Source organism: Nocardioides sp. CCNWLW239, from assembly GCF_037137035.1.
Lineage (GTDB): Bacteria > Actinomycetota > Actinomycetes > Propionibacteriales > Nocardioidaceae > Nocardioides.
Genome location: NZ_JBBBNW010000001.1, coordinates 846,514 through 864,279, shown reverse-complemented (window position 1 = coordinate 864,279; position 17,766 = coordinate 846,514). Strand labels below are relative to the sequence as shown.

At 70.7% G+C, this 17,766-nt stretch carries 17 protein-coding genes; 8 read left to right on the top strand and 9 right to left on the bottom strand.

The window, feature by feature from the left end; genetic code table 11:
* Positions 1 to 6: 6 nt before the first annotated feature.
* From WBG06_RS04175 to WBG06_RS04155, 5 genes are all read right to left on the bottom strand, one after another.
* Positions 7 to 1,656, bottom strand: coding sequence for an ABC transporter permease (locus WBG06_RS04175; protein WP_336735255.1), 1,650 nt, complete (start codon positions 1,654 to 1,656; stop codon positions 7 to 9).
* Positions 1,656 to 2,591: an ABC transporter ATP-binding protein gene (locus tag WBG06_RS04170; RefSeq protein ID WP_336735254.1), complete on the bottom strand. Its 936-nt coding sequence runs from the start codon at positions 2,589 to 2,591 to the stop codon at positions 1,656 to 1,658. The genes WBG06_RS04175 and WBG06_RS04170 overlap by 1 nt, the downstream gene beginning before the upstream one ends.
* 55 nt (positions 2,592 to 2,646) lie before the next feature.
* Positions 2,647 to 3,318 carry a TetR/AcrR family transcriptional regulator gene (locus tag WBG06_RS04165; protein ID WP_336735253.1) on the bottom strand — a complete coding sequence of 224 codons (672 nt, stop codon included), beginning with the start codon at positions 3,316 to 3,318 and terminating at the stop codon, positions 2,647 to 2,649.
* Positions 3,319 to 3,376: 58 nt separating this feature from the next.
* Positions 3,377 to 4,282, bottom strand: a complete 906-nt coding sequence (locus WBG06_RS04160; protein ID WP_336735251.1) for a hypothetical protein — start codon at positions 4,280 to 4,282, stop codon at positions 3,377 to 3,379.
* Between the two features lie 97 nt (positions 4,283 to 4,379).
* Positions 4,380 to 5,912 (bottom strand): carboxyl transferase domain-containing protein, encoded by a 1,533-nt coding sequence (locus WBG06_RS04155; RefSeq protein WP_336735249.1) that lies wholly within the window; start codon positions 5,910 to 5,912, stop codon positions 4,380 to 4,382.
* 119 nt (positions 5,913 to 6,031) lie between these two features.
* Here WBG06_RS04155 and WBG06_RS04150 point away from each other — a divergent pair, with 119 nt between their 5' ends.
* The 8 genes from WBG06_RS04150 to WBG06_RS04115 all read left to right on the top strand — a co-directional run bounded on the left by WBG06_RS04150 (position 6,032) and on the right by WBG06_RS04115 (position 13,572).
* Positions 6,032 to 7,159, top strand: coding sequence for an LLM class flavin-dependent oxidoreductase (locus tag WBG06_RS04150; protein ID WP_336735248.1), 1,128 nt, complete (start codon positions 6,032 to 6,034; stop codon positions 7,157 to 7,159).
* Between the two features lie 363 nt (positions 7,160 to 7,522).
* The gene (locus WBG06_RS04145; protein WP_336735247.1) at positions 7,523 to 7,978 is read left to right on the top strand and encodes an HNH endonuclease; all 456 of its coding nucleotides are present in this window, start codon (positions 7,523 to 7,525) and stop codon (positions 7,976 to 7,978) included.
* A 190-nt stretch (positions 7,979 to 8,168) separates the two neighbouring features.
* Positions 8,169 to 9,287: an ROK family transcriptional regulator gene (locus tag WBG06_RS04140; protein ID WP_336735246.1), complete on the top strand. Its 1,119-nt coding sequence runs from the start codon at positions 8,169 to 8,171 to the stop codon at positions 9,285 to 9,287.
* Positions 9,287 to 10,726, top strand: coding sequence for a glycoside hydrolase family 3 N-terminal domain-containing protein (locus WBG06_RS04135; protein ID WP_336735245.1), 1,440 nt, complete (start codon positions 9,287 to 9,289; stop codon positions 10,724 to 10,726). The genes WBG06_RS04140 and WBG06_RS04135 overlap by 1 nt, the downstream gene beginning before the upstream one ends.
* Positions 10,723 to 11,655, top strand: a complete 933-nt coding sequence (locus tag WBG06_RS04130; RefSeq protein ID WP_336735244.1) for an ROK family protein — start codon at positions 10,723 to 10,725, stop codon at positions 11,653 to 11,655. The genes WBG06_RS04135 and WBG06_RS04130 overlap by 4 nt, the downstream gene beginning before the upstream one ends.
* Position 11,656: 1 nt before the next feature.
* Complete coding sequence (gene nagB / locus WBG06_RS04125) at positions 11,657 to 12,454, top strand: glucosamine-6-phosphate deaminase (protein WP_336735243.1); 798 nt, start codon at positions 11,657 to 11,659, stop codon at positions 12,452 to 12,454.
* A 48-nt stretch (positions 12,455 to 12,502) separates the two neighbouring features.
* Positions 12,503 to 12,811, top strand: coding sequence for a hypothetical protein (locus tag WBG06_RS04120; RefSeq protein ID WP_336735242.1), 309 nt, complete (start codon positions 12,503 to 12,505; stop codon positions 12,809 to 12,811).
* A 5-nt stretch (positions 12,812 to 12,816) separates the two neighbouring features.
* Positions 12,817 to 13,572 (top strand): hypothetical protein, encoded by a 756-nt coding sequence (locus WBG06_RS04115; protein ID WP_336735240.1) that lies wholly within the window; start codon positions 12,817 to 12,819, stop codon positions 13,570 to 13,572.
* A gap of 22 nt (positions 13,573 to 13,594) precedes the next feature.
* On the opposite strand, the gene WBG06_RS04110 is transcribed toward WBG06_RS04115, so the two are convergent.
* From WBG06_RS04110 to WBG06_RS04095, 4 genes are all read right to left on the bottom strand, one after another.
* Positions 13,595 to 13,897: a DUF4253 domain-containing protein gene (locus WBG06_RS04110; protein WP_336735239.1), complete on the bottom strand. Its 303-nt coding sequence runs from the start codon at positions 13,895 to 13,897 to the stop codon at positions 13,595 to 13,597.
* Positions 13,898 to 13,990: 93 nt separating this feature from the next.
* Positions 13,991 to 15,544, bottom strand: a complete 1,554-nt coding sequence (locus WBG06_RS04105; protein ID WP_336735238.1) for a serine/threonine-protein kinase — start codon at positions 15,542 to 15,544, stop codon at positions 13,991 to 13,993.
* Positions 15,541 to 16,920, bottom strand: a complete 1,380-nt coding sequence (locus WBG06_RS04100) for an FHA domain-containing protein (RefSeq protein ID WP_336735237.1) — start codon at positions 16,918 to 16,920, stop codon at positions 15,541 to 15,543. Before WBG06_RS04100 ends, WBG06_RS04105 begins: the two co-directional genes overlap by 4 nt.
* Positions 16,913 to 17,719, bottom strand: a complete 807-nt coding sequence (locus tag WBG06_RS04095) for a PP2C family protein-serine/threonine phosphatase (protein ID WP_336735236.1) — start codon at positions 17,717 to 17,719, stop codon at positions 16,913 to 16,915. Before WBG06_RS04095 ends, WBG06_RS04100 begins: the two co-directional genes overlap by 8 nt.
* Positions 17,720 to 17,766 lie beyond the last annotated feature (47 nt).

The window sequence follows — 17,766 nt, the reverse complement described above, 5'->3', positions numbered from 1 at the left end:
TTGGGGTCAGGCTGGGATGTTCCGGCGCCGGAAGCCGACGAAGGCGGCCAGCAGGAGCACGAGCGCCACGGCGCTGAGGCCGAGCATGTGCGAGGCCTCGATGGCCTCCTGCGGGTAGCGGCCGACCCACCAGAAGGGTGAGATGCCGGCCACCGCGTCCGGGAGGTCGAAGAGCGGCCCGAACATCCCGGTGATGCACGTGAACGCGAACAGTGCCCAGATGACCGGGGTGAGCTTGGGGAGCCAGGCGTAGAGGGCCGCGGTGAGCGTCATGAAGACGGCGACAGCAGGCAGGAAAGCGGCACCGCCCTTCAGGAACGTCTCCAGCTCGACCTCGCCGTTGACCAGCGCTCCGGCCCAGAGCGCGAGGGCGCCGGAGACCATGGTCAGGACGAACGCCCCTGCTGCCACGACCACGAGGTGCGAGCCGAACCAGCGACTGCGGGAGACCGGCTTGGCCAGCGTGATCTCGAGTCGTCCTTCCGACTCCTCCGACTTGGCGCGCAACGTCGTGGCGATCGCATAGCCTGCGGCGGCCAGCGCGGCGTACAGGATCATGATCGCCAGGAACCCGGTGAGCGGGTCGTCCCCGAACATCGCGGCCGCCTCGGGGTTGGACGCGGTCATGTCGCTGACCATGTCCTCGACTCCCTCGCCGAGGTAGGTTCCGGTCGCCCCGAACATCACGAAGGTGCCGAGGAACCACCAGAAGAGAGCCGTACGCTGCTGGCGCCACGCCATGGCCATGGGCGAGGAGAGCATCCCGGTCGCCTCGGACCTGCCGGAGCGACCCGCGAGCAGCGCCCCGTCGAAGTCGCGCTTCGACGCCAGGAACGCCCCGATGGCGAGCAGGACGAGGACCGCCACGAGGCTCAGGGCCAGCGGCCACCAGCGCAGGTCGACGTACGCTCGCATCTGCTGCGTCCAGGCGATCGGCGAGAGCCACGAGAGCCAGGTCCCGTGCTCGCCCGGATCTGCCCGCAGGTCGCCGATGCCGCGAACCAGCACCGCGACACCCAGGACGGCGAGCGCGAGACCGGTGGCCCCGCGACCGTGCGTGGTGAGCTGTGAGGTGACCAGAGCGACCGCAGCGAAGACCAGGCCGCTGACGGCGATCGCCGTCGACAGCGCGAAGGTGTCCTCGACAGGGAGGTCGCCCGCAGAGATGAGCAGCGCGCTGCCGAGGACGGCGAAGACGACGTTGGCGATCACCACCGTCAGCAGCGAGGCGGCGACCGCTGCGTGCCGCCCGACCACCCGGGACCGGACCAGCTCCGCCCGCCCGCTCTCCTCCTCGGCGCGGGTGTTGCGGACGACCTCGAACATGTTCATGACCCCGAGCAGCCCGATCATCCAGAGCGTCATCTCGTTGGCGAACATGGCGCCGATCGTGTAGTCGTCGAGCCCATAGTTCGGCCCGCCGAGGAAGATCGACGCCGGTTGCTGCATCAGGTCGGCCCGTCCCTGGCGGTCTTCGGCCGTGGGGTAGACGGCGCTCAGCGCGGTGACGAAGTAGGCGTAGAGGGCCAGCAGCGAGACCGTCCACACCGTCAGCCTGACCCGGTCGCGACGCAGCATGAACCGGGTCATCTGCCAGGTGCCGGTGAAGCTCGCCAGCGCGGAACGCCGCGGCATGGCCGGGGCGAGTGCGCTCATCACGCTTCCTCCGTCTCGATGACGTCGCCGTAGTGACGCATGAAGAGCTCCTCGAGGGAGGGCGGGGTGACGGTCAGCCCGCGTACGTCCAGGGTGGTCAGGGTCTTCATGACCTCGCCGACCGCGTGGTTGTCCACGTCGAAAGCGACCCGGGTGCCGGCGCCGTTCTGGCTGGTCACCAAGTCGTTGACCGCCGGCAGACTGCGCAGCGAGGCGGGGTCGCCGCCGACGGTGGCGACGACGGCGGAGCGGGTCAGGTGGCGCAGCTCCTCGAGCGTGCCGGACTCGACGGCGACACCGGCCCGGATGATCGTGACGGTGTCGCAGACCTTCTCGACCTCGCTGAGGATGTGGCTGGAGAGCAGCACCGAGGAGCCGGCCTCCTTGGCCTCCCGGGCGTACTCGGTGAAGACGGCCTCCATCAGCGGGTCGAGCCCGGAGGTGGGCTCGTCGAAGATGTAGAGGTCGGACTCGTCGAGGAAGGCCGCGACCAGAGCGACCTTCTGCCGATTGCCCTTGGAGTAGGTGCGCGCCTTCTTGGTCGGGTCGAGCTGGAACCGCTCGAGCAGTTCGGCCTTCCGTGCCTTGCGGCGCGCCTTGTCGCCGCCAGGCTTGAGACGCGTGAGGTAGTCGATGCACTCGCCGCCGGTGAGGTTGGGCCACAGCGACACGTCGCCGGGGACGTACGAGATCCGCTTGTGCAGCTCGACGGCGTCACGCCAGGCGTCACCGCCGAACAGGCGGGCGGCGCCGGCGTCGGCGCGCAGCAGCCCGAGCAGGACCTTGATGGTGGTGGACTTGCCGGCGCCGTTGGGGCCGAGGAAGCCGGCCACCTGGCCGTGCTGGACGGTCAGGTCGAGGCCGTCGAGGGCCTTGAAGGAGCCGAAGGACTTGTGCAGGCCCGCGATCTCGACCGCGGGGATGTTGTCGGACATGGGAACTCGCTTCCGCGTTGGGAGGACAGGAGGACGTACGCCGACGGGCCAGGCGTCACGCAGACGGGGGCTCGGCGGCGGGGTCCTGCGGCGGGTCGGGGACGTAGAGGAGGTATTCGTCCAGCATCCGGCGGGTGGTGAAGACGCCCTGGGTGTAGAGCTCGATCATCGGCAGGTAGCTCGTGGCCAAGAAGTCGCGCACCATGCCGCCGATGTCGCTGGGGTCCTCGGGAGGGTTGAGGGTGAGCTCGATCATGAGGGTGCCGAGGGCGGAGAGGACGAGGTAGCGGGCCCTGGCCGCCTCGTCGCGGCTCGGCTTGATCAGCCCGGCCTCGATGCCGTGCTTGGTGTAGCCGACGGCGTCCTCGATCATCTGCTCGATGAAGGTGCGGCCGACCGGCCCGCCGTCCTGCACCGAGCGGAGGACATAGCCGAGCATCGGTGCGTACTCGTCCGCGGCGGCGAACCGGTGCAGGATGCCCTGTCCCGAGGCCAGCTCGTCGATCGTCTCGTTCTTCGCTGCCCGGATCTCGGCGAGCACCCGCTCGTCGCACTCGGCGTGGAGCTCGTCCTTGGAGCCGAAGTGGTGGATCACCAGGGCCGGGCTGACCCCGGCGTCGGTCGCGATCGAGCGGACGGAGGCGCCGAAACCGTCACGCGCGAATCGCAGCACGGCCGCGTCGCGGATTCGTTCGCGGGTCGTCGGATCGGCTGAGGCTGAACGCATGTTCAATGCTAAACACGTGTTCAGCCCCAGCGCAAGTGGGTTGGCAGTGTGGAGTCGGTCAGTCGGTCGTCCAGCTGAAGTCGACGGCGATGGGGAAGTGGTCGGAGAGCATCAGGCCGGAGCCGACCTCGCGGAAGTCGGCGTCCAGGTTGCGGTAGGACGTTGCGGTCAGGTCCACCCCGCCGCCGTCCCGGTAGAGCACCTTGTCGACGACCTCGCACGCCACGCCGGGGTTCACCTCCGGGCACCCGAGGGCGGGGCTGCCGCGGTCGGGCTCGTCGCCGCTGCGTACGAGCTCCACCCAGGCATCGGTGAGACCGTTGGCGGCAGCGAACTCGGAGATGCGGTCGCCCTCGCGGGTGTAGCGGGTGTTGGTGTCGCCCATGACGAGGACGGCGCGGTCGGCCGAGTGCGCGGAGATGTAGGCCGTGAGCTGCTCGAGGTTGTTGCGGCGAGCAGCCTCGTCCAGGCTGCCGTCGCCGGCGTCGGCATGCAGGTTGTAGACGTCGATCCAGGTGCCCGGCGCGATCTGGGCGCGGTGGAAGGTGAACCCCTTCGGGGTCAGGCAGTCGGCCGATCCGATCCAGCAGCGGTTCCAGGTGACGCGGTCGAGGGCCTCGTACGGTTGGTGGTGAAGGCTGTTCAGCCCGCTCCCGAACGGCACGCCGCCCGAGGTCGGCGTGCGGTAGGCGTGCACGTCGGTCTCGTAGAGGTAGGCGTGGTAGTTGAAGTCCTCCTGCACGTTGACGATGTCGAACTCGGAGATCCGGCGGCCGATCTCGTTGGTCGCGCTCTTGCGTGGTGTCGGGGCGCTGGAGATGGCCTCGGGCAGGCCGGCGATGTTGTACGTCAGCGCGCTGAAGCTGCCTTCGGCCGCCTGCGCCGGCGCGGCGCCGAGGAGGGGGAGGGCGGCAGCGAGCGAGGCCGTCGTGGCGAGGGTGAGGAGACGCTTGATCTGAGGCACGAGAAACTCCGATCGAGTGTGGGTGGTGGGCTCGCGATGAGCCCACCCATCGTGGCGGAGTTCGTGGTGCGTGTCCGCAGATCTCCTGCGTACGTCCTCAGCCCGCGTAGCGGGCGGCCCGAGCCGTCGGTTCGCCCGGGCCGGAGGCGAGCAGGGCGAGCAGCTCGCCCTCGAGGACGGTGCCGACCCGGCGGCAGAACGCCTCGGGCTCGTCGGCGGCGTCGGGGGACTCGGCGACGATCCGGTCGACCACGCCGATCTGCCGGAGGTCGACGGCGAGCACTCGCTGGGCCTCGGCCATCTCGGCGGCGTGCTCGGAGTCACCGTGCACGATCGCGCTGGCACCTTCCGGTGGGAGCGGGGAGAGCCAGGCGTGCTGGGCCGCGACCACCCGGTCGGCGGGGAGGAACGCGAGTGCGCCACCGCCGTTGCCCTCGCCCAGCATCAGGCTGAGCGTCGGGGTCTCGACGTTGACGAGCGCTCCCAACGTACGCGCGATCTCGCCGGCGATGCCGCCGTTCTCCGCCTCCGGAGACAGGGCGGCACCGGGGGTGTCGATGACCGTCACGACGGGGAGCCCGAGGCCCGCGGCGAGCTTCATCCCGCGCTGCGCCTCGCGCAGACCTTCCGGGCCGAGCGGCTGATGAGCCTGCTCGCGACGGTCCTGGGCCAGCACCAGGCACGGCGCCTTCCCGAACCGCGCCAGCGCGATGATCAGGCCCGGGTCGCGCTCGCCCTGCCCGGTGCCGTTGAGGGGTACGACGTCGGAGGCTGCGATCCGGAGCAGCGCCCGCGCGCCCGGCCGGTCCGCACGGCGGGACCTGGTGATCGCGTCCCAGGTCTCGACCGCCGAGAAGTCGCCCGCGTCGGCCGAGGCGTCGCTCCCGTCGCTCGAGGCGTCATCCGCTGACCTTTCGGCCGGCGTACGTGACGCCTCGGCCTGCGCGCCTGACTTCTCGGGACGCAGGGCCAGGATCCCCAGGACCCGGTCGACGAGACCGGCGAGCTCCTCGGGGGGTGCGACGCCGTCGACGAGGCCGTGCGCGAACAGGTTCTCCGCGACCTGGACCCCGGCCGGGAAGGGGCGGCCGTTCAGCACCTCGTAGACCTTCGGCCCCAGGAACCCCAGGAGCGCTGCGGGCTCGGCGACGGTGACGTGCCCGAGCGATCCCCAGGAGGCCATCACGCCGCCGGTGGTCGGGTGGCGCAGGTAGACGAGGTAGGGGAGCCCGGCGGCCTTGTGGCGGGTGACGGCCTCGGCGATACGCACCATCTGCACGAAGGCGGGCGTGCCCTCCTGCATCCGGGTCCCGCCCGAGGCCGGCCCGGCCAGCAGCGGCAGCCCTTCGCGCGTCGCTCGCTCCACCGCGGCGATCAGCCGGTCGGCGGACGCGCGTCCGATCGACCCGGCCAGGAAGCGGAACTCCGAGAGCACCACGGCCACGCGTCGCCCGGCGATCCGGGCCTCGCCGGTGACCACCGACTCGTCCGTGCCGGCTCGCTCTCGGGCCTTCGCCAGGTCTGCGGCGTACGCCTCGGGGATCTCGGCGTAGGACGGCGGTGTGTCCCACGAGGTCCAGGTCCCGTCGTCGAGGACGAGGTCGATCAGCTCAGCGGAGGTCAGGCCCATGGTGCGAACCATACTCTCAATTGGCTCATTGGCTGAGCCTCTGTCCACCGTGGATACGACCACCTATAGTGCATAAAGACAATTAACATTCATGAGTAAATCTCATGAAGGAGTCCGGAATGACCGTCCCTCACGCCCCCGAGTTCCTCTGGTATCTGCCCAACTTCGTCGAGACCGGCCACCGCGGTGACACCGCCTCGGTCGAGGAGGGCTACGGCACCCTCGACCATCAGGTCGGCCTGGCCGAGGCGGTCGAGGCCGCAGGCTGGACCGGTGCGCTGCTCGGCACCAGCTGGGGGAGACCCGACACCTTCACGGTCGCCACCGCCCTGGCTGCACGCACCACGACCTTCGAGCCGCTCATCGCGATCCGCCCGGGCTACTGGCGCCCCGCGAACTTCGCCACCTCGGCTGCCACCCTCGACCAGCTCAGCCGCGGCCGGGTGCGGGTCAACATCGTCTCCGGACAGGACGGTCTGGCCGCCTACGGTGACCGCGAGGACTCGCGCGCTGCCCGCTATGCACGGACCAAGGAGTTCATGCGGCTGGTGCGGCGGCTGTGGACCGAGGAGCGGGTCACCTTCGGCGGCGACCACTTCCAGGTCGCCGACTCCACCGTCACCCCACGTCCGTACGCCACCGAGACCCGCCCGCACCCCCGGCTCTACTTCGGTGGCGCCTCCCCGGAGGCTGAAGCGGTGGCCGCGACCGAGGCCGACGTACAGCTCTTCTGGGGCGAACCGCTGGACGGCATCGCCGAGCGGATCGAGCGCCTGCGCGGGCTCGAGCACTCGCTGGGCCGCGACCTCGCGCCGCTCGAGTTCGGACTGAGGATCACCACGCTGGTCCGAGACACCCGCGAGGAGGCCTGGCATGACGCCGAGGAGAAGGTGCGCCGGATGGCCGAGAACGTCGGTGACCGCGAGTTCCGCCGCGCGGGCCGGTCGGCGGTCGGGCAGAGCCGACTCCTCGACCTCGCCGACCGCGGTGACGTGCTCGACGACTGCCTCTACACCGCCCCGGGGCGCTACGGCGGCGGTGGCGCCGGCACCACCTGGCTGGTCGGCTCCGCGGACGACGTCGCCGCCGCGCTCGCCCGCTACCAGGAGCTCGGCGTGAGCCATTTCGTCCTCTCGGACACGCCCTACCGGACCGAGGCCGCCCGCGTCGGTGAGGCGTTGATCCCGAGGCTCCGCGGTGCGGGCGCCGTCGCGCTAACGGGCACAAACGGCGTACGTCGGGCGTAGTTAACCGGAAAGACACGCTCCTGACCTGGGAAAACCGTTGGTAGGAGGAGGGTGTTCGCTCTATTCTGGTACTACCCGGTCTTACGGCCGGGTCAAATCGACCTGACCAATTGAAGGGCCCACGCATGAGCACGCAGCACTCGACCACCGCCCCGGCGGCCTGGTCGCTGACCGCTGCGCACGAGCGCGACCCTCATGCCCGCGGGAGCCGACAGTGACCTGGGTGCATAGTTGCACCGGATCACTCCGGGCCGCTCCTGCGAGACATCTCTGTCTCGTCGGGGCGGCCTTTTTGTTTCGGCCCAGCGTTTCCACCCGATCTGCAAGCGATCCCTATCCGACTCTCCTGGGAGGTAACCGAGTATGACCACGACCATGGGCGCCGTGACCCTGTATAACGCCTCCTTCGAGCCGCTCGGGAGGGTCTCTTTCAAGCACGCCGTGCGGATGCTGTTCCGTGAGGTGGCGGTGGTTCACGAGCAACAGGGCGACAAGATGATCGGGCCACATCCATGGCCCAAGGCGGTGCGGCTGGTCCGCTACATCGCCATGCACTGGATGTACCGCCCGGCCGGCTACTCCCGCGAGGGAGTCCTCAAGCGCGACCAGCATCGGTGCGCCTATTGTGGCGGCCATGCCCGCACCATCGACCACCTGCTGCCACAGTCACGCGGTGGCAGATGGACATGGATGAACACGGTGGCGGCGTGCGGGAAGTGCAACGGCCGCAAAGGCAATCGGACTCCGGAGGAGGCCCACATGACCCTCCGGATCACCCCGTACGTCCCGACGCGGGCCCAGCTCGCCGCTATCGTCTGACCGCCCGATGCATGGTGACCCGCGAGAGGTCGATTCTTGGACGCGAGAGGTCAGTTTGTGGAGCGCTCGGTGTCAGAATCTGACGCCTGGGTGCCAGAAACTGACCTCTCGGCGCCAGATTGTGACCTCTCGGCGGGAAAAGGGTGCGCAGACTTGACGTGGCATTAATAAGTACGATGGACTAACAAACATGTCCAAGGCTAGACGGCGCACGTTGCGGCCGATCGGGAAATTGCTGCAGGAGGATGCGCGGCGTCATCACCGCTCTCTGGTGCTCCAGCACCTCTTCGCGGTCGGTCCGGCGAGCCGTGCCGACCTCGCCCGGGCCTCCGGGCTGACCCGGGCGACGGTCTCCGATCTGGTCGGCAGCCTGCTCGAGGACGGGCTCGTCGAGGAGCTCGGAGCGCCGGTCGAGAGCCGGGTCGGGAAACCGCCGATGCTGATCGGGCTCGCCGCCGACGCCACCCACATCGTGGCCGTCGACGTCTCCGGGGACGACCAGGTCGCCGGCGCCGTGCTCAACCTGACCGGCGACGTCGTCCACCGCACCACGAAGTGCCGGGAGGGACGCACCGGGAGCGAGGCCGTACGCCTCGTGACCGGGCTCGTGACCGAGCTGATCGCGACCTCCGACCGGCCGATCCTCGGCATCGGGATCGGCAGCCCCGGTGTCGTCTCCGCCGACGGCACCGTGGTCGACGCGCCCAACCTGGGCTGGGCCGACGTCGCCCTGGCCGAGCACGTGCGCCGCGAGACCGGCCGACCGACGTACGTCGCCAACGACGCCAACACAGCGGTGCTGGGGGAATACACGTTCGGCCAGTCCGGCGACGGCGGCCTCATGCTCGTGCGGGTCGGCACCGGTGTCGGTGCGGGGCTCGTGCTCGAGGGCGCGCTGCTCCACGGTTTCGTGGACGCGGCCGGTGAGGTCGGGCACGTGACCGTCGACCCGGACGGCCCGCGGTGTGCCTGCGGCCGTACGGGTTGTCTGGAGACCTTCCTCGCGGTCCCGCGCCTGCGGGAACGCCTCGAGCAAGCCCACGACGATGCGCTCGTGGAAGCCGGCGAACACCTTGGAAAGGCATTGGCCCCTGTGGTCGGAACCCTCAACCTTCACGAGCTGGTCCTCTCCGGACCGGCCGATCTCCTCGACGGGCCGCTGCGCGAGACCGCCGACCGCATCATCCGCGAGCGGACGATGCCGGTCAGCGGCGAGCCGCTGGAGTTCCGTACGTCCACGCTCGGTGAGGACGTCGTCATCGTCGGTGCCGCGGTGCTCGTCCTCGCCGGTGAGCTGGGAGTGTCGTGATGCCTCCCTCGTCTGCCGTCGAGACCCTGGCGCTGCGCGTCCAGGTGTCCGCCTTCGCCGGCGCCACGCTGCCGGCCGACTACGCCGAGCTCCTGCGCGAGGGACTGGGCGGGATCTGCCTGTTCGGCTCCAACACCGAGCCCGGTGAGGAGTCCGTACGCAGCCTCTCGGCCGAGATCCGGGAGGCCGGCGCCGCGGGTGGTCGGACGCCGGTGATCACGATCGACGAGGAGGGCGGGGACGTCACCCGGCTGGAGGCGCTCTCCGGCTCCTCGGTGCTCGGTGCTGCTGCGCTCGGCGCGGCGGACGACCTGGCGCTGACCGAGGAGACCGGCCGAGCGATCGGGCTGCGCCTGGCACGGGCCGGGATCAACCTCGACCTGGCACCCGTCGCGGACGTGAACTCCAACCCCGACAACCCGGTCATCGCGACCCGATCCTTCTCCCACGACGCCGGCGTCGCCGCGAAGCATGTCACCGCCTGGGTGCGGGGCCTGGAGTCGACCGGTGTCGCCGGCTGCGTCAAGCACTTCCCCGGCCACGGCGACACCGGCCAGGACAGTCACGTCGCTCTCCCCGTCCTCGATGCCGACCTGGCGACGCTGCGCGAGCGTGAGCTGGTCCCGTTCCTGGCAGCCGCGGAGGCCGGAGCCGCTGCGGTGATGACCTCCCACATCGTCGTTCCGGCGCTGGACCCCGAGCTGCCCGGGACGCTCTCGGCGCCGGTGCTGGGGCTGCTGCGCGAGCTGGGCTTCGACGGGCTGATCGTCACCGACGCCCTCGACATGGCCGGTGCCTCGGCCGAGCGCGGCATCCCGGCCGCGGCGGTGCTCTCGCTCGCCGCCGGTGCCGACCTGCTCGTCCTCGGCCCCGACAAGCCCGCCTCGCTGGTCCGCGACACGGCCGCGGCGATCGTGGCTGCGGTCGAGTCCGGTGAGCTCCCGCTGGAGAGGCTCCAGGACGCTGCCGCACGGATCGACCGGCTGCTCGCCGGCACGCAACCGCGACCGGACGCCGCGCTCGACCCGCGGTTCGAGCAACGCTCGCTCGACGGCGCCCGCCGGGCGCTCGCCGCGGCCAGCGATCTCACCGACCTCCCGAGCCTCGCCGGCGCCCTGGTGGTGAGCATCGTGACCGAGGCCAACATCGCCGTCGGCGACGTGCCCTGGGGCCTGCCTGCGGACGTCGTCGTCCGCCCGGGCGAAGCGGTCCCGGATCTCCCCGACGTACCCCTCATCGTGCAGGTGCGTGACGCTCACCGGCGCCCCGACGTCGGCCGGACCGTCGCCGGGCTCGGGCGCGCCGCGGTGCTGGTGGAGTGGGGGTGGCCCGCGACGTACGACGGACCGGGGTTGCCACGACTGTGCCCGCAGGGCTTCTCCCTGCCGGGCGTGACCGCTGTGACCGAGGTGCTGAGAAGATCGGGCTGGGAACGATGAACGGCGCACGGGTCGGCCTCGACATCGGCGGGACCAAGATCCACGGCATCGCGATCGGTCCGGACGGGGCGGTGCTCGCCGAGGAACGGGCTGCCACGACCCTCGGTGCCGAGGGAGTCGTGAAGAGTGCGGCCGCCGTGGTCGCGAGCCTGCGGGACGCGCTCGACGACGGTGCGATCAGCTCGATCGGGGTCGGCATCCCCGGCATCGTCGACACGCGTGCAGGCACCGTGAAGCACGCTGTCAACCTGGGTCTGGACGGCGACGCCTTCCCGCTCGCGGAGCTTCTCGGCGCGCGGGCCGGAGCGGTCGTCACGCTCGAGAACGACACCAACGCGGCGACCCTCGGGGCGCACGCGGTCGAGGACGTCGACGACCTGGTCTACCTCTCGCTCGGCACGGGTCTGGCCGCCGGTCTCTACCTCGGCGGGGCGCTCCGCCGAGGCTTCCACGGCGCCGCCGGTGAGGTCGGGCACCTTCCCGTCGACCCGGAGGGCCCGGTGTGCGGGTGCGGGCAGCGCGGCTGTCTCGAGCTGGTCGCCTCCGGCGCCGCGCTCGCGGCCGCCTGGCCGAGCGCCACCGGCCATCCCGCTGCCGCACTCTTCGAGGCGGCCGCCACGGGCGACCCGGCCGCCGTCGCGGTGCGTGACCGTTTCGCCGACGGTGTCGCCGCCGCCGTACGCGCGCTCGCGCTGGCCGTCGACCCCGAACGCGTCGTCATCGGCGGCGGTGTGGCAGCGCTCGGCGAGCCGCTGCGCGAGGCCATCGCGGCCGCGCTCACCAGGCAGACCCAGGCCTCACCGTTCCTGGCCTCCCTCGAGCTCGCCTCGCGCCTGAGGGTGGTCTCGGCCGCTCCGGTCGCCGCCATCGGCGCTGCCCTGATCACCCCGATCATTCCGACTGCTCCGACTACTCCGACGAAGGACTGACATGGAAGTCGTTGTCCTCGACACCCCAGCCCAGGTGGCATCCCTCGCCGCCGACACCATCGAAGATGTCGTACGCCGCGGAGCGGCCGCCGGCAGCCCCGCGGTGCTCGGGCTGGCCACCGGCTCGACCCCGTTGGCGACGTACGAGGAGCTCATCCGGCGCGCCCGTGACGGCCGCGGGCCGTCCTACGACGGCGTGGAGACGTTCAACCTGGACGAGTACGTCGGCCTGCCGGACGGCCACGAGCAGTCCTATCTGGCGACGATCAGGCGGGAGTTCACCGACGTGATCGGCATCCCGCCCGAGCGGGTCCACGGACCCGACCCGACCGAGGAGACGCTGCCGACCGCCGGGGAACGCTATGAGGCGGCGATCGTCGCGGCAGGCGGGATCGAGGTGCAGATCCTCGGCATCGGCTCCGACGGCCACCTGGCGTTCAACGAGCCCGGCTCGTCGCTGGCCTCGTTGACCCGGATCAAGACGCTCACCGCCAGGACGCGGAAGGACAACGCGCGCTTCTTCGGCTCACCCGAGGCGGTGCCGCGCCACGTGCTCACCCAGGGCCTCGGCACCATCACCCGAGCCGGTCACCTGCTGCTCCTCGCCACCGGCGAGGGCAAGGCCGAGGCGGTCGCCGCCGCCGTCGAGGGCCCGGTCTCGGCCACCTGCCCGGCCTCGGTTCTCCAGCTCCACGGCCATGTCTCGGTCCTCCTCGACGAAGCCGCGGCCTCCCGGCTCGTACGCCGCGACTACTACCGCGAGGTCTTTGCCGGGAAACCGGACTGGCAGGGGTTGTAGATCCGCCGCGGATTGCAACACTACATAGATGTAGGTAGTCTTGCAGATGTGAAGGAGATCCGTGTTCCGATGACAGCGGCATCCCGGATGGGAGTGTCCGCGCTGGCGGCGAAGAGTGCGGAAGGCCGTGTGGTGCTTACGAGCCACGGTCGTGCGGTGGCTGTGATCGGATCGGCGGAACACCTCGACGAGGATCTCCGTGCGCTACGGGAGGCGACAGCTCGTGTGCTCGACGCTGTAGCCGACATCGTGTCCGCACGAGGACGTCTGCTCTCGCTCGAGGAAACCTGCGAGAGGCTGGGAGTCGACGTCGAGCGGGTGCGCTCCAGGGTCGCCGAGAACCGCGACGTGGCCTGAGTCAGGTGCGGGCGGGTGAGCAGTTCCCTGACGACCAGGCGTACATCGAGTTCAACGACGCCTTCGTGGAGTCGCTCGAACGACTGACGATCGCGCAGCGGGAGTCGGTGATCGCCGAGGTCGTCGCGTTGTGCCGCAATCCGGCGGGCACGCATCCGCTCAGCAACCGTGGCGGACAGAAGCTGGCCGGCTGGAACACCCTCGACGTACTCCAGAAGGAATACCGGGTCGTCTTCGCGAGCCGTGTCGATGTCGTCGACGGAGTGCCGGTCGGAATGATCGAGGTGCTCGTCGCAGGTCCACGCAAGGCTGAAGCCGCCTATGACATGGCAACCGCTCTCGTACGCAGCGGCCGCATCGATCCGGACCTGATGACCGAGGTTTGGGAGGTACTCAGCATGGTGGAGTTGGTTGCCGAGAAGGTCGGGCTCGACGGCTGGGACTACCGCCCGGAACCAGCTCCTACAGGGATGGTCCGGGCCGCCGTGGCCGCCGGCGTCCTGGACGAGCGAACCGCTACGGCCCTGTCGAAGGACGAGCTGGAAGCGGCCCTGGCTGCCGGTTGGGACTCAGCTGGAAATCCTGATCCGGTGGCTGCCCTCGGTGCCGCGATGTGGCGCGCCCGCGCGGGTGTCCAACCCCTCGACCTGACGCGGATCATGGCTGGACGTACTGCGCCCCGGTGCGGTGCCATCCTCACGCGCGTTCAGCGGCCGTGCATTCGACGCCAGGGTCATCCCGGACCGCACCGGTCCAGTTGACCGGCCATGCTGTCGAACGAGGTCAGTCCCACCAGAATGCCCAGACGTTGAGTCCGACAAGCGTGGTGGCGTACTCATCGATGCCGTTGTAGCGGCCCTGCCAGATGTTGTCAGGGCAGAAGGCGAGATGCTCGGCGGCGACTGCGCGAGCATGGAGGATGTCGCGCGGAGGATGGGCGACGGAGAGCCAGAGCATCGCGCTGGAGACGCCCGAGGCAGCGCCAACGGCGGGGCGCTGCGGTTGCAACCCGGAGCCGATGTCGTTGACGATCAACCCGCCGGCTGGCAGGTCTGAGGGCAGGTCAAGAAAATTCGGGCGCCTCATGGGTGCGCACCGTAGCGCCGGCGAGAAGACAACCCGTGGCGTGTCTCGCGCTCGCCGACTCCGATGAGATCGGCTTAGAGATCGCGCGATCTCTTACTTGCTGACGCAGGCCTGGGCGGCGCCTTGGGAGACGTTGCCGTTCTCGCCGAGGGAGCGGACCTGGATGCAGACCTTGGTGGCCCCGTCGAGGCGTACGACCGCCTTGGGGCGGTCCACCGTGCCGCTGGTCGAGTTGTCGCCGACCCACTTGTAGCCGGTCGCTCCGGGGACGCCGGACCACGTGAAGACGGCGCGGTTGCCGTTGAGCGTGCCCGTGACCTTGCCCGGGGCGGCTGGGCCGGTGACGCCGGGGAGGTCGGTCTCGACGGGCGGGGGTGGGACCTCGTCGGGCTTGTCGTCCTCGCCGCCACGGGCGAGCATGATGCCGACGACGGCGGCGATGAGGAAGAGGACGACGACGCCGATGATGGCGGGGGTCTTGCTGCGCGTCTCCGGTGGCCGCGGGCCGGTGACGACCGACGGGCCCTCCTCCGTACGCGGATAGCTGAACCGGGTGCGCTCGGCCGAGGCCGATCCCGCGTCGGGGAACGGGGCCGCCTGGACGGGTGGCGGAGGCTGGGCGATGACCTGCGAGGGCGGCTTGACCTCGGTGACGAGCTCGGCTTCCGGGTCTGTCGGCGTCGCGGGGAGGCTCATGCGTCCCGACCCGGTGGCCGGGCCGTCGCCGGGCATCGCCGGCACCGCGGGAACCACGGGGATCGACCCGGTGCCGCCGGCGTCGCGGTCGAGGACCTGCACCTCGGTGCGCCCCAGCCGCAGCTCCTGCTCGATCCGCTGGAAGTGCCGCGCCAGGTCGAGGACCGTCCTCGGCCGGTAGGCAGGGTCCTTCGCCATCGCCTGCTGCAGGACGCGGTCCAACGACGGAGGTACGTCGGGCCGGCCCGTAGCCGGGGGAGGGGTGTGCAGGATGCGGGAGAAGACGGCGCGGTCGGAGTTGTTGCCCCGCTCCGCGAACGGCGAGCGGCCGACGAGCAGGTGCCAGACGGTGGCGGCCAGCGAGTAGACGTCGGAGGCAACCGAGCCGTTGGACGCCGAGGTCAGGACCTCGGGCGGCGACCACGGCAGCGAGACCCCGATGTCGCCCTCGTCGTCGCGGGGGCGGCCGGCGATGCCGAAGTCGGCCAGACCGGGCACGTCGTAGCGCGACAGCAGGATGTTGGACGGCTTGATGTCGCGGTGGATGATCCCGGCGCGGTGGGCGGTCTCGACGGCGGAGGCCATCTGGATCCCGAACCGCAGCGCGTCCTGCACCTTCATCGGGTTGTTGCGGACCCGGGCGCCCAGGTCGGCGTTGGGGTAGTAACCCATCACCAGGTAGGGGCGGCCGTCCGGCGTCTCGCCGGCGCTGTGCACCGGCACGATGAACGGATGCTCGGCCAGCTCGGCCATCACCGCCGCCTCCGCGGCGAACTGCGCCCGCTGCGCCTCGGCGAGGTCGGAGGATCGCATCAGCTTCACCGCGACCCGGACCTTCGGGTGATGACGCTCGTAGAGGTAGACGTCGGCGAAGCCGCCCGAGCCGAGCCGGCCCAGGCAGGTCATCCCCGGCAGCTCGGGACCGAGCTCGGGGTGTGGTGTCGCGTTCACCCGAGAACCTCGTAGGTCAGGTTGATCGAGCCGGCGAGGCTCACCACGGCGCCGGGCTCCAGCGCGTACTCCTCCATCGGCCGCATCTGCTGCGGACGCCCGCCGGGCAGGGTCAGGTAGGACCCGTTGGCGGAGCCGAGGTCGCGGACGAGGACCTGCCACTCCTCCAGGCGCACCTCGGTGTGCAACCGGCTGATGTCGGGCAGCATCACCTTGACCAGATGCGGAGGTACGCCGCCGGCCCCGGTGTTGCCGCTCGCATCCGCGCGCGGCGACCGCCCGAAGACCGCACCGCGATCCAGGATGACGACCCGGCCGTCGCCGAGCTTGAGCTGGCCCAGTGCCGGGCGCGGGACCGAGACCGGCTGCTGGTGCGGCGGCAATGCCATCCGGCAGATGCGACAGGTCGGGGAGTAGGGCGGCGAGGCGTGGCCCTGGGGGCAGTAGACCGCCCATACCGACGGCCCGCCCGCGGGCGGCACCGGGGTCGGTGTCGGGGTGTTGCGGACCCGGGTCGCCATGTCGGTGGGCGGGGTGGGCTGGGGCGCCGGCGGCACCGGTGCGGGCATCGGGGCCGGCATCGGCGCAGGCATCGGGGGCGGCGGCACGGCGGGCGGCGGCCCGGGCGGAGTGGGCGGAGGCGACTGCTGCCGGTCCGGCGGACCCCACGCGTTCGGGTCAGGCTTCTTGGCCGCCTTCTTGCGCCACGGAAGCCCGTCGATCAGGCCCTTCTTCGCCTCCGGCGCGGGTTGCGCCGGAGGCACCGACGGCGGCGGCACCGGAGGAGTCTGGAACGAGGAGACGTTCGGCATCGCCGGTGGAGGCGCGGCCGGCATCCCCGGCGGCGGTGAGGCCGCCAGGTCGGAGCGCCGGATGGTGTGGTCCAGCGGCGGCGCCGAGGACGGGTCGACCTGTTGCCCGACCTGGACGTAGAAGTCGGGGTCGAAGACGACGTCGAGCGAGCGGGCGTGAGCGGTGTCGACCAGAGGCTGGTCCTCCTCCATCCCGCCCCAGGCGCCGTTGGCCAGCTCGGCGCGCTCGGGGACGGCGGCGAAGTGGCCGTCGGCCCATCTGCCGGAGACGTCGATGCCATCGATGAAGACAGGCACCTCGTTGACGACCGCGGTGACCTTGGCGGGCGAGCGCACGGCGTACCTCACCCGGGGTCCTTCACGCCCGACGATCGCGAAGCCCGGGGCGCGTGGGCCGTCCGCGGAGAGCAGACCGGCGATCGCGTCGACCGGGTGGGGATCGGCCAGGGCGGCCTGGACGCCCGCTACCCGCGGATCACCGGGACCGAGCTGAACGAGCGCCCAGCACCGGTCGCCCTTCAACGCGAGCCAGTGCCCCACACAGTAAGTAGCGGTATCACTCATGGGTCGAGGAGACGTCCCGGGTAGATCGGGCAGAGTCCGTCGGAGCGGAGAAGAGCGAGGGCGGAGGAGTCACGAGTACCACAGTGACATTGTCGCGCCCACCCGCGGCAACCGCAGCGTCCACCAGTCTTTGGGCCAGATTGTCGATGCTCCCGCCCACCCCGAGCGTGGCGGTCACGATCTCGTGGATCTCGTGGTCCTCGAGCTCGCCGGTGAGGCCGTCGGAGCAGAGCAGGAAGAGGTCGTCGGGGGAGACGGCCATCAGCCAGGTGTCGGGCTCAGGAGACGGGTAGGTGCCGAGCGACCGGGTGATGACGTTGCGCAGCGGATGGACGCGGGCCTCCGCAGCGGTGATCATCCCGGCCTCGACCATGACGGCGACCTCGGAATGGTCGACGCTCACCTGCGTCACGCCCGACGGCGTGAGCCGATAGACACGCGAGTCGCCGACGTTGAACACCAGCCAGTGCGGGGCACCCTCCGACTCCACGAGAGCGACCCCGGTCAGGGTGGTGCCCATGCCCTGCTTCTCGGAGCTGCGCGCCGCCTCCGCGGTGATCGCGGAGTTGGCGGCGTGGACGGCATCGCGGATGTCCTCGGGGACCGGCCAGATGGTGGCGAAGCGGCTCTGGAAGGTCTCCACCGCGAGCGCGCTGGCGACGTCGCCGCTGGCATGACCGCCCATCCCGTCGGCGACCACGGCCACCGCCGGAAGCATGACGAACGAGTCTTCGTTGACCTCGCGGACCCGGCCGACATCAGTCGCCCCCGCGGCACGCAGGGCTGGGTATCCGGTCATGCTTTTCCTTTGCGGTGCCAATTACCGGGGACATCCCGGTCAGGATG